At 32.9% G+C, this 13457-nt stretch carries 10 protein-coding genes and 1 riboswitch; all 10 genes read right to left on the bottom strand.

All coding sequences use genetic code 11. The annotated features are described in order from the left end of the window. Positions 1-124 precede the first annotated feature (124 nt). The gene (pmrA, locus tag A9G36_RS08215; RefSeq protein WP_065568872.1) at positions 125-787 is read right to left on the bottom strand and encodes a two-component system response regulator PmrA; all 663 of its coding nucleotides are present in this window, start codon (positions 785-787) and stop codon (positions 125-127) included. Positions 788-943: 156 nt separating this feature from the next. Then, positions 944-1453: a phosphatase PAP2 family protein gene (locus tag A9G36_RS08220; protein WP_051824975.1), complete on the bottom strand. Its 510-nt coding sequence runs from the start codon at positions 1451-1453 to the stop codon at positions 944-946. Between the two features lie 428 nt (positions 1454-1881). Next, positions 1882-2085, bottom strand: a complete 204-nt coding sequence (locus A9G36_RS08225; protein WP_065568873.1) for a hypothetical protein — start codon at positions 2083-2085, stop codon at positions 1882-1884. Between the two features lie 91 nt (positions 2086-2176). Then, the gene (gene pbpC / locus A9G36_RS08230) at positions 2177-4474 is read right to left on the bottom strand and encodes a penicillin-binding protein 1C (protein WP_065585628.1); all 2298 of its coding nucleotides are present in this window, start codon (positions 4472-4474) and stop codon (positions 2177-2179) included. 118 nt (positions 4475-4592) lie between these two features. Continuing rightward, positions 4593-9695, bottom strand: coding sequence for an alpha-2-macroglobulin family protein (locus A9G36_RS08235; RefSeq protein ID WP_065585629.1), 5103 nt, complete (start codon positions 9693-9695; stop codon positions 4593-4595). A gap of 288 nt (positions 9696-9983) precedes the next feature. Further along, on the bottom strand, positions 9984-10664 hold the full coding sequence (locus A9G36_RS08245) for a 7-cyano-7-deazaguanine/7-aminomethyl-7-deazaguanine transporter (protein WP_051824978.1): 681 nt from the start codon (positions 10662-10664) through the stop codon (positions 9984-9986). Positions 10665-10714: 50 nt separating this feature from the next. After that, the gene (queC, locus tag A9G36_RS08250) at positions 10715-11371 is read right to left on the bottom strand and encodes a 7-cyano-7-deazaguanine synthase QueC (RefSeq protein ID WP_034943238.1); all 657 of its coding nucleotides are present in this window, start codon (positions 11369-11371) and stop codon (positions 10715-10717) included. 27 nt (positions 11372-11398) lie between these two features. Then, entirely contained in the window at positions 11399-11872 is a 474-nt protein-coding gene (queF, locus tag A9G36_RS08255) for a preQ(1) synthase (RefSeq protein WP_034912452.1), read from the bottom strand. 3 nt (positions 11873-11875) lie between these two features. Next, positions 11876-11920, bottom strand: a riboswitch (PreQ1 riboswitch). Positions 11921-12044: 124 nt separating this feature from the next. Next, a complete protein-coding gene (locus A9G36_RS08260) occupies positions 12045-12497 on the bottom strand; it encodes a DUF1090 domain-containing protein (protein WP_051824979.1) in 453 nt (150 codons plus the stop codon). A gap of 16 nt (positions 12498-12513) precedes the next feature. Then, positions 12514-13449 (bottom strand): type I pantothenate kinase, encoded by a 936-nt coding sequence (gene coaA / locus A9G36_RS08265; RefSeq protein ID WP_034944588.1) that lies wholly within the window; start codon positions 13447-13449, stop codon positions 12514-12516. Between the last annotated feature and the right edge of the window lie 8 nt (positions 13450-13457).

Genomic DNA, 13457 nt, shown 5'->3' on the forward strand with positions numbered 1-13457 from the left:
AAGTGAAAAAAGGTTCCAACGGATGCTTTGACGGGTATGATTAAGTGATGATGAATCCATAATTGCCTTTTACTTTGAGTAATATGTTTAGTTAAACTAAGGTGATTTTAAATTAAAAAATGTATTAATGCCTCACATTAAGTTGATAACCATATCCACGCACTGTTCTGATTATATTTTTACCTAATTTATTTCGTAATCCATGAATATAAACCTCAAGAACATTTGAACTAGGATCTCTTTGCCAATCATAAAGATCATTTTGCAATAAATCACGATGTACTTTCTCGCCTGCTTTTAACATTAATCTAGAAAGAATGATAAACTCTTTAGGCGTTAATACCACGTCTTGATTATTGAAAGTTACTTTTTGTTGTTTGATATCCATTGTGATTAAACCATAACTGATAAGATTATTAGCCGTTCCTTGGTTGCGACGAATTAACGCTCTTATTCTTGCCAATAATTCTGATAAGGCAAAAGGCTTAACTAAATAATCATCAGCACCAAGATCTAAACCTTCAACTCTATCTTCTATGGAATCTCGAGCAGTAAGAATAAGAACTGGTGTATCTATTTTATTTTTACGCCAACGAGTAAGCAATTCTAATCCATCACAATCAGGTAAACCTAGATCTAAAATAATAACGCTAAATTGTCCAAATTGAATATATTGTTCAGCTTGTTTACCATTTGACGCTATTTCACAAACATAACCGTTTGAAGTTATACCAGAATAAAGTCCTCTTTGTAACAAACTATCATCTTCCACAATAAGTATTTTCATTATAGTTTACCCTATTACGGATTTTCGTTCTTATTAAGTTAATATTGATTCAGTATACGCTTTGATATGCCCATCCAAAAACATTTAATAAAAAATTATAATAAATAATACTTTTCCCTTTGTGAAACAAATTATTTATTTACTTTGAAAAATTAATCAGCATTTCCTAACAAAGTAGGCTGATAATATGCTAACAATGAACCCAATAATGATATCTAAAGGCCAATGGATACCTAAATAGACTCGGCTCCAACAAACCAATAAAGCTACTCCAACACAGAGGTACAGCAATGCTCTAAACTGTTGTTTGTAATTGAAAAGAATTGTTAGAGAAATAGTCCATACAAAAACAGCATGTTGGCTTGGCAATGAGCTATTTTTTCCATGATGCAGATAATTAGTCCCTATTTCCATTTCAAAAGGACGCGGTGAATAAAAAAGATAACGAATAACAAAAGTGATCCATAATGCCAGCATTAAACCAATTATAATTTTAATTATTAATTGCCTACTAATTGGTTTAATTAACCAATAAACACCTAAGATAATAATAGGAAAATAAATTAAATAGCTAGCACAAAAGATAGCAAAATTTATAAAAATTTTTGATGCATGCTCTGAAGCATTAATTAATAAAAAAAGTTGAATATTGATATTGCGCCACATGAAATACTCATCAAAATGATTTAAACTTTAAACTAATTTAATAATTTAATCTTAAAAGAACCTTAAAAAATATTTACTGATTAAAAATATAAAACTAATTTTAAACAATATATTTATATTATTAATATTTGTACCCAAACACTATAACTTTATTTTCGATAGTGATGAGACAACTATATTAAGCAGAACATAGATAATAGAATAGACTATTATGAAAAATAAAAATATTTCCTCTCGATGGGCTATACTTAGGCATTCCCCTGGATCAACAATAAAAGTAAACTCTGCAACACCAACAATGTGTCAGAGACGCATTTTTAATCAAAGATACTCATTGAGTAACAAAAGATAGCAAAGCCATTGTAATGTTTGTGGCTAAGCAATATAAATAATTACTTTTTTATCCAAATTTAAAGAAAATGCACTTGCTATTGATCTTTGCCAATCACAATTATTCCTGCATGCACACAATGCCCAATATATGCCGCATTAATAAGTAATAATGTGTAGCTCACAGCAGCAATAGCAGAAACATTCACATTAAGTAATACAAGCAATAAAAAGCATGTCCAATTATCATAATTACTTGAATCGCTCTTAAAAATCCGAGTATATCTATTAATAAATACCAAAAGATCCTTTTAGAAATAGTAAAACAAGTTAAAATTTCATCCTTAACTGCATTTGATTTTTATTCGTTCAATAGCTATTTGAAATGTCTTATTAGTCTGAGCTAAATGCGATTCTTGAAATTTGACCACTTTCATCTAATAATAACAGATGATGCAATCCTTTTTTAGAAATAGTTAATGTTACTTTTTCGTTATCAAATGAGCGAGCAAAAAAATTACCATCTAAAAACCACCACTTGTTTCCAGATCCACCTTCAGCTGTCAAATCTATAGTAACTTGATGTTTTCCTGGTAAAGATTTAATCAATTGTTTATCGCGTAAACCAATAATCATAAGTGTAGAAAAGATATCTTTACCTAATATTGGGCAATTTTGATCTATCGGTGGTAATAAAGATTTTCTGCGCTCTTTAGGCAATAACCAATTTTCCAGAGCAACAGGCCAGATAGCTATTTGTTTTTTATGGGCACCTTTACAATCTGCTGCAACACGTTTACCTTGTTTATTCACCCAAATATTTATCCATCCAGAACGATAAATATTATTGTTGAGTTCGGAAAGTGTTCCCAACGTAGGCGGTATCATATTATTTAATACCCATGCAGTTTTTTGGCGATGACAATTTTCATCATAATTTGATAATGATATTCCTAAAGGCCAGCATATTTTTTCGGCAGTGACAGAATCGGGTTTTGCGAATATCGGTAACGGTCGATTTAATCGGATTTCTTTATTTAATAATAAAGAATTCACTTGCTGTAAAATCGGCATTGCTGATATTGAACCATATTGCCCTACAACAGGTGTGCCATCTGGTCGACCAACCCAAATGCCAATTAAATAACGGGGAGTTATGCCTATTGCCCACGCATCGCGATAACCATAACTTGTTCCTGTTTTATATGAAAGCAAATTAGTATTAATCATCATCTGTTTTGTTATCCATGCACCACCATCTGAAAGTAATGGCTTGCTAAGCATAGGATCATTTTGGGTAAAACGTAAAGGAGCAACTTCTCCATGTCTCGCAAAAGCACTATAAGCACTAACTAAATTATCCATTCTTAATGATGCTCCACCTAATATATAAGATATATTAGGATCATTATTTAGTGATAAGAGTGGTAAACCAGCACTATTAAGTTTACTAGTGAATTTTTTTGGTCCATATAATTCCATTAATTGTACTGCTGGCAAATTCAGGGATTTTTTCAGCGCATCAGAAGCACTGACTGGTCCATAAAAATCTTCATCAAAATTTGTTGGTCGGTAATCAGATGTAATACGGGGCACATCCTGCAATAATGATTCTGAATGAATCATGCCTTCATCAATAGCAAATGCATAAATAAAGGGTTTGAGTGTTGAACCTGGTGAACGTAATGCACTAATCATATCCACTTGACCAAATCTCTCTTTATCATTAAAGTCAGCTGAGCCTACATATCCTTTTACAGTCATATCGGTATGATCCACCACTAAAATAGCAAGTGAAGCCTTAGGCGGCAATTGCTTTTTACGATTAATTGCCATATCCTCAAGATAATATTGTAGTGAAGCATCAATCGTTGAATGAATGGTATTTTCATTAGGATATTTCTGCTTTAATCGATATGCCAACAATGGAGCAAGTTGTGGTGCTCTGCGTGGATATACCCATACTTCATCTTGTCGAACTTGCCTAATAATTTCTACTGGCCATACATCAAATTCGGATAAACGATTTAATACTTTATCTCTCGCTCGTTTTGCGCGTTCTGGGTATCTATCAGGACGTAGTCGGCTAGGTGATTGTGGTAACACAGCTAATAAAACCGCTTCGCTACGAGTCAACTCACTTGGTTTCTTACCAAAATATGACCAACTAGCTGCTCCTATGCCTTCAATTGTGCCACCATATGGAGCATGATTAATATATAAAGTTAAGATCTCTTTTTTACTGTAATGTAATTCTAATTGTAACGTTCTAAATATTTGTTTTAGTTTTCCAACAATAGTCCGGTCGTGAGGATAAAGTAGTCTAGCTACTTGCATTGAAATAGTACTTCCACCTGAAACAACCCTATCATTGCTGATATTTTGCCAAGCAGCACGAATAAGAGATACAGGGTTTATCCCAATATGATGATAAAAATAGCGATCCTCATAATTTAACAGAACATCAAGGTAATAATTAGGAACATCATCCAATTTAACTGAATAACGCCAGATACCATTTTCGTCCGCAAAACGCCATAATGGTGTTTCATCTTGAGCAATAACGGTTTGTGTAGTTTTATTTTGTGAGATAGATATTGGGAAAAAATAATCAAAAATTAAAAAGCCAAAACAAAGCAAAAAGAATAAAACTAATAAGTAAATTAATATATTAAGGAAATATTTTTTCATCACTATCTACTTATTCAAAACTAACAATATATTTATCAAATAAAAATACCGCCAAGTTTCATTGGCGGATTATTCATGTAGTATAGATTATTTACATAATTAGTTCAGTATAATGTTATTACCTATCAGTTATTGTAGGATTTGAAATTGTGATCATATCAAGTGATTGACCAATAGCAAATTGGTCAGGCCGATACATAGACTCAACATATGGATATGGTAACATATACTCGCCTGGAGTCACTGCCCTAACTAAATAAGCAACACGTTTACGATAATACCCATTGCCAACATAATTATGAATATTAACTGCAGCAATATATCTATCATCACGATATTCTTGATATTTAATATCGTTACTATCTTCATTTCCTAATAGATTAGCGAATTCAGGAATAGCTAGTAAGTTAACACTAGAGTTCATTAAATTTTGGTTTTCAAGTTCAAAACCTGCTGGTAAAAAATCAACAATTAATGCATCATGAATCATTTTTTGTGCAGTTACGTCTATTAGTGCCACCATCATACTACCAACCTTTAAGTTTGATGGCGTAATTTCATTACCTTTAAGATCATAATATTTTCGGGTAATCGTCAACATATTGCTTTCAGAGGTTGCCTTTGGAGCCTTTTTCCCATAGCCCGCAATTGTTAATTTAACATAAAGAGGCTCATCATTCTGTGGATTAGCAATGGTGAGTCCATGATTTAAATCACTAAAACTATAGGCTTTAGTTAAAGATGAGATCACATTACTTACTTTACCATTAATTTCGACTTTAAATTTATTTTTACCTTTAGCCTGTTCTAATGACCAACCAGCCATAAATAAAGCATTTAATTCCTGAGTTGAAAAATATCGTGTATTATTTAATAAATCGGATAAAGAATACAAATAATCAGCTTGTTTGGTAACAGCTATATCATTGTCCACTAATATCGATAAAATTAATGCCTCATCTCGAATTTCACTACCATAAACACCTAACCATGTATTTGAATCTACATAAGATAAATTAAACACATTTGACATAAGATCTTGGTAAATATTTCCAAAGCCAACAATCTTAGCCGATATTGCCAACTGTGCAATCGGTAATGGCGAAAACATAACTGATTGATTATTGTTAAACTGTCGGTACATTCTATTAATTTCGTTACGCATAGGAGAAGTAATTTTATTATGTTTGGCAAGAACCATTAATGCATAAGCTTTAGTCGAAAATTTACTATACTCAATATAATCTGAATTGCTATAATAATTTTGCATATTATTAAAAGCAGATGAATCATAAATATATTGACCTATACGCATCATTGCCGAATTAAGTGCTACATCACTAACATGATAGCCACGTTCTTTTGCTTGTAATAAAAAGTCAGTTGCGTAAACTGTTAACCAATGTTCTTCATCACTTTCACTGTTCCATAAACCAAAACTACCATTATTTCGCTGCATTGATAAAATTCGCGAGATACCTAATTGCACTTTTTCACGTCGTTTTTCATCAGATTCAGTTTTAATACCTAATGAGGCAAGTTGTTCTTGATTTGCATACAATGAAGGGAATAGCCCACTCGTTGTTTGCTCTAAACAACCATAAGGATAAGCAAATAATTCCTGAATATATTTGGCGATGTTCAATGGTGGCTTATTCGAAACAACCAATTTTGCATCAATGGTATTATCAATCAAATCAGTTAGCACAGTAGCAGGTAATTCCCAATGGTCACCAGCATTAATTGCTGCAACATAATCTTTAGTTGTACCTGAATAAGCTGGCCTTATTCCTATTATCCATGAGCGATGAATTTGGTAATTCGATTTATCATCTAGAACGATACCTTCAACGTCAACATTAACTATTCCTTTTCCATACCCATAATCTGCAATAATAGGAACTTGTAAAATATTTTTCTGTTTGCTATCAAGTGTCATTGTGATTGTTTTAGGTGAATCTTGATTAACTAATCCTGAAGTTGTGATATTAATCTGCATGGTTTGTCTTGTTTCAGTCAAATTATGGACATCTAACGCTAATATTGCCCGATCTCCACCAGATAAAAAGCGTGGTGTTGAAAGTTCAGCAACAACCGGGGCTGCAACAATCATTGTTTGCTCAGCTTTACCAAAGCGGTTATCATCCCATGCTTGTGCCATTATACGTAATTCACCATTAAAATTAGGTAAAGGTAATTCAATAATGCCTTCTCCATCTTCATTCAATTCAATAGTTTTAAGTTGCTGTGCAACAATTTGAACTTCGGTTAATGATTTTTTTCCACCTGTCCCAGTGGCATCCCCCCCAAAACTCATATTAACTACACGACCAGATGCTTCAATTAACTTACCATAAACATCATATAAATCAACATCATATCTCTTACGCCCTAAAAAAGAAGTATAAGGATCTGGAGTGGTAAAATCAGTAATATTTAGTACACCAGAATCCACAGCAGACACCAATACTGTTACTTTGTGCTCTTTTTGAATTGTTTGCTTATCCATTCGGATTTTTATTGAGATGTTTTTTTCCGGCTCCGTTTTTTTAGGTACATCTATAGTAACATTTAATTGACGGTTACTGGTGTCAATAGGTAAATAAAGTAAACCAATTGCACGTTTAACTGTTTGCACTGTCACATCCTTTGAAGGGCGAATAATCATCGCGCTGATATAAATATCATGACGTTTCCAATCTTTTATTGGAATTTCAACTTCAAGCCCTTCTTCACCGACTGCGATATCACGTTTCCATAAAATACCGTCATTAGTTTCAAGCGAAATGTAACCTGCCCCAGGAACAGGAGCCTGTACATAAACTTTAGCCGTATCACCATATGTGTAAGACGCTTTATCGATGCTTAACTTAACTTGATCTGGGCGTACTGAATTTGTACCACGGGTATTATCTTCCCATTCATAGCCTACCCAAAAGCGAAGACTACTAATAATATTATTTTTAGTATCGACAATTTCAATACGATAAGAACCATAATCATTAGGTTGATAACTCACTTTAGTAGTGCTGTTTTTATCAATAGTTAATTGGTTTTCTAAAACAATAAATTCGCTAGAATTATAATTTTCTCTCCAACCTTCATCGTCACTCCAAGTCCAATAGTAATCTCGTCGCTCACGTACAAATCTAGCTTTTAAATCATTAGTTGCTAATTTTTCGCCATTTGTATTAATATATGCAACTTCAAATTCAGCATTACTATTTATATCAATTGTTGGACGATTATCATAGCGATCAGCTTCCCAATTATAATAAGGCGACTCGCCAAAAAGCGCTTTAACAGCAGGCAATTCACTTGCAGGCCAAATAACTTGGCTAGCATAGCGAGTAATTGGTCTACCACCAGAATCAAGTAAACTTGCTTGTAAAATCAATTTAATTGGTGATCGCACGCCTGACCAGTTATCAGCATCAACATTTATTTGTACAGCCCCATTGTTATCAAGCGTTTTTTCAATATTCGCTAATTGTTTATATAAGTCCTTATCAGTGACTGAGCCAATTTTATAATCATCCAGTTCAGATATTGAATCCATTTTCTTAATATAAAGACTTCCTTCTAAGCTATTACTTGAAGCCGGAGCACCATAAAGATACCAACCTTTAATATTAAAATTAACCTGTTCATTAGCTAAAATTGGTTTATTCGATAATGTGTTGATTTCCATTGACATGCGCTCAGGTAAAAACTCTTCTACCTGGAAATAAGAATAACGATAATTATCATCGCCTAAATTAAAACGAAGTGACCATTTACCTGTTGCGGCATCACTTGGTACCACAAAATGAGATTGATACAATCCATTAGATTCAGATTGACTTTTTAGTTGAAAGTTTTCGATAACGCGACCATCTGATGAAATAACATCCACTATAATCGGTTGATCTGGTAAAGGCTGCCCATCTGCATCTCGTAATAAAGCATTAAAGTAGACGGTTTCTTGAGGACGATATAAATCACGGGGACCAAAAATAAATAGCTGTTTTTGGTAGAAAGCTGAGCCAGACAGGTTAAATTCCGTTAAATTAAGTGCATTACGATCTAGATTAACAAATGATGTTTGTTGTCCATTATTGGCCGTGAGTAAAGCATAATTCGATCCTTTAGGTAAAGCAATTTCAGCATAACCTTCTTTATCTGTTTTAGCCGAAATCATTGCACAATGTTTGTTACTATCACGAATATTTTTACGGCAAAATAATGTTAAATTAATATCACTAAGTGGTTTCCCATCATCCAGTGCATAAGCCATTACTGATAATTTACCATTCTTATAAGCGTGAATCGATACACCAATATTACTGATTGAAAATAACGAAGCAGGATTTGACTGATTATACGAACCAGATTGATTCATTACGGCAATATAAACACCTTCTTGATTCAGGTCAGAAATTTTAGATAAATTAAGTAATATCGTCTCTTGAGTATTAGGCTTAGGATTAAGATTAAAGCGAGATGAATAGACTAAATCTGCATAATGATTTAAATCTTTTGAACGCCAGATTGATATAAGATCGATAAACCCAAAATCGGCTATTAAATCAGGTAATTTTTCAGGTTTAATTTTGAAAAAGTTTACATCGACTTGATCAACATTTAAAGTTGTGACAGGTAAACCTCCTATTGATTTGCTTGGCAATAAAAAACCACTACTAGCAAATCCAATCATTGGTTGGCGATTTTGAGTTGTGATATCTACTTGATAAACCGATTGTAAATGACTGTCATTAATTGCGGATAACATTTTATCAATCGTCAAAGTTAACTTTCGATTTGGTTCAAGGAATCGATGCCTTAATTCTAATCCATTATCAGAAAGCTCCCAGGCACCATCGACATCACCACTTTCGCGATCAACAAGTCTAAGTAAATTTGAAAAGTTAAGTTTTGGGTTAATGGGAACAGAAAATGTAATAACTAAAGTACTTGAACCATCAAGAATAACTTCAGAGCTATTAATAACAGTCAATTGTTTATTTTTATATTTTTCTATCAGCTCTGGAGTTAACGTGAAAACACTTTTTGATTCAGCTTTTTGATTATTTTTACTGCTAGAATGATTGATATCCAATAACTGCGTCGTTTTCTGACTTTCATTTTGCGTTGTAGGCGGTATATATTTACTATTACTATTATCGCAGCCAATTAATGCCAAAATTAAGCTCAATACACTTAACCTTTTTGCAAGTTTCATTATTTACAACCCCTTACCCATTAAAAAAATTAATAATAATTATTATTATGATCAACTATTATACCATGCTGGTGATATATTATGCACTGGCAAACCATGTTTGGCAAAAAATGTTTAAAAACGATTTTGTGATTTTTGTGATTTTGGATATTTGAAAAAATATTAATAAAATAGCAATTAAGGTGGAATTAATTTTCCAATTATAGCCAGCTTTAAAAACTCATTTAAGAAAAATAATAAATGAGCTTTTAAATAAAAAAATTTTTGATTATAAAATATATCAAATTATTAATTGGAATTGGGTAGTGAGACTAATCTTTTTAATAAAAAGTTTAAAATCACCCCATAAAGAGGCAAAAAGAATAGCCCACAAATTAGAATTTTAAAACTATAGTCCATTAACGAAATTTCGATCCAATGATTTGCCATAAATTCATCGTTACTTTGATAAAATGCGATAGCAAAAAAGACAATAGTATCAATACCATTACCAAATATTGCTGATGCTGTTGGGGCAACCCACCATGATTTGTTTTTTCTTAAATAGTTAAAAACAGTAATATCCATTAGTTGTCCAACTAAATAAGCGGCAAAACTTGCCAATGCAATTCGAAATACGAAGCTATTAAATTCCGTCAATGCTGATAATCCAACCCAATGGGTTTCAAAAAATAGTACCGAAATGGAATATGAAAATAGCAAGGCAGGAATCATTACTACAAAGATGATCTTTCTTGCCAAACTTGCACCATAAATTCGAATGGTTAAATCGGTGGTTAAAAAAATAAATGGAAATGTAAAAGCACCCCATGTGGTGTGAAAACCCAAAATATCAAATGGAATTTGGACTAAATAATTGCTTGAAGCAATAACTAATATGTGAAAAAAAGCCAACCAGTAAAGAGCTTTTTGCTTTTGTTTACGGGTAAAACTTTTTTCTATCGATTCTGAATGAACATTTAAGTGCATCTTTTTTCCTTTTTAATGGGGTGAGAGAAACCAATGATGAATGAATTAATTTATTTAGCTTGAGCCATATATTCTTGTAGGCCCTTATTGCGCAATAAACAACTTGGACACTTACCACACCCCCCTTCAACACCGTAATAACAGGTATGGGTATGTTTTTGGACATAATCAAGATAACCTAGTTTATCAGCCATTTCCCACGTTTGCGCTTTGGTCAAATACATCAGCGGAGTGATGAGATTAAACGCATAGTCCATGGCTAAATTCATTGATACATTCATTGATTTAATAAAAACATCACGACAATCTGGATAACCACTAAAATCGGTTTCACAAACTCCAATAATAATGTCAGAAATTCCTTGCTGCTTGGCATGACAGCCTGCTAAAAGTAAAAAAAGCATATTCCGCCCATCAACAAAGGTATTGGGGTAATCACCATCTTGAGCTGCTTTAATTTCTTGAGCGTCATCAATCAACGCATTATTTGTAGTTTGTTTGATAACTGAAGTATCAATGAGGGTTTGCTCAATACCAAGATCATCAGCGATCCATTTGGCTTTTTCAAGTTCTATTGCGTGACGTTGACCGTAGTGAAAACTGATTGCCTGAACATTTTCACGTCCATAATCAGCAATGGCTTGCAGTAAGCAGGTGGTTGAGTCTTGCCCACCAGAAAATATAACTAGTGCTTTACGAGTTTGCATTAACTGTTCCTGTTAGGATAGATTAAATTAGCGATTATCCACTTTTTCTGGATACATGTCGTGATTGGCTAATCGATTAGCCGCAACTTGTTCCCAATGAGTACCTGATTTGCCATAATTAGCATAAGGATCAATCGAAATGCCACCTCGCGGAGTGAACTTTCCCCAGACTTCAATATATTTAGGATCCATCAATTTAATAAGATCTTTCATAATGATATTAATGCAATCTTCGTGGTAGTCACCATGATTACGAAAGCTGAACAAATAGAGTTTTAACGATTTACTTTCGACCATTTTAATATTCGGCACGTACGAAATATAAATTGTCGCAAAATCAGGTTGCCCCGTGATAGGACAAAGGCTAGTAAATTCTGGACAATTAAATTTAACAAAATAGTCGTTATTCGGGTGTTTGTTATCGAACGTTTCGAGTATTTCAGGACAATAGGTTGTTGGATAGCGAACAGACTGATCGCCTAGTAGTGTAATTTTACTCATTATTTTTCCTTAGTTTTTTAGCGTGGGAGGTTCACGAACCACGTAACAAGACGCACACCATACTCTTTTTTAATAAAAAAGTCTAGCTAGGATAAGATACCATGCAAAAGACTAAATACCCCCATCGTCAGTAATCAGTAATGGGGGTTATAATTAAAACGTCATTATAGAATCAGTGAATTAAGCTATTAGTTGGTTTATTTGCTTCAAGCTCTTTATAAAATTTAGCTAATTCAGCTTTAACTTCATTAAGTTCTTGTTCGGCATCAGCTAATTTTATTTGTTGCTTAGTAATTTTTTGTTTATCACCTTTTGTTTTTGCTTGAGCCAATTCTTGGGTTCTTTTGGCTACTTTATCTGTCTTTTCTTGGATTTTTTTCTTATATTTTTCTTCTAAATCTTTATTTAAACAATGATTCTTAATATCTTTTAATATTTTTTGAAGACCTTCAACCTTATGGATATTATTGTGATTTTTTGCTTGTTCAATTCCGACCTCAATAGCCTGTTTTTTTCCTTCACAGGTGAGTCCTTCTACATGATCAGAGGCATAAATGCCAAACGGAAATGAAATAACCAAAGCGATAATACTTAATTTGGTCACTGCTTGAATTACTGACTTCATATAAACTCCTATTAATTTATTTTCTTAACTGAATCAAATCAACTTTGTGATCTTTACCTTTAGTTAAAATTAAGCTGGCTCTTTCTCTAGTTGGTAAAATATTTTCAATTAGATTTAATTCGTTAATTTCACACCAAAGGCGATTAGCAATATTGACCGCTTCTTGTTCTGGTAGCTGTGAATAATGGTTGAAATAAGAGTTAGGATCACTAAAAGCCCCTGCTCTAAATTTTAAGAATCGACTCACATACCAATCATGTAACAATGCTAAATCAGCATCAACATAAATTGAAAAATCGACATAATCAGACACAAAAACACGATTATTGGCTTGGGTATAGTTTATAGTGCCTTGTAAGACATTTAATCCTTCAAGAATTAAAATATCAGGACAATCGATAACAATTTCTTCACCTTCGACAATGTCATAAACTAGATGTGAATATACTGGCGCTTTGACTTTATCTTGTCCTGATTTGACATCAGCAACAAAGTTAATAAGTTTTTTAATATCATAAGATTGTGGAAACCCTTTTTTATTCATTATTCCACGCTCTTCAAGCCATCTATTTGGATATAAAAAACCATCGGTGGTAACCAAAGCTACCTTGCGATGTTCAGGCCAACGGGTTAATAATGCTTGTAACACTCGAGCAGTAGTACTTTTACCTACAGCAACACTACCTGCAATGCCAATAATATAGGGCGTTTTTTGACTTTTACTTAAGAATTTAGATAAAACAGCTTGCCGATTAAAATTATTGCTGATGTAATAATTAAGCAATCTAGATAAAGGTAAATAAATTTCACTCACTTCATTTATAGATAAATCTTCATTAATACCTTGCAACGAGACTAATTCATCTTCTGTTAAAGTCATTGGCACAGTACTACGTAAACGAGCCCATTCTTGACGATTAAATTTGAGATAAGGGCTTAAGTGATTTTTCATTTTATATT

The organism is Gilliamella sp. Choc6-1, from assembly GCF_001690385.1.
In the GTDB taxonomy this organism is placed as follows: domain Bacteria; phylum Pseudomonadota; class Gammaproteobacteria; order Enterobacterales; family Orbaceae; genus Gilliamella; species Gilliamella apicola_A.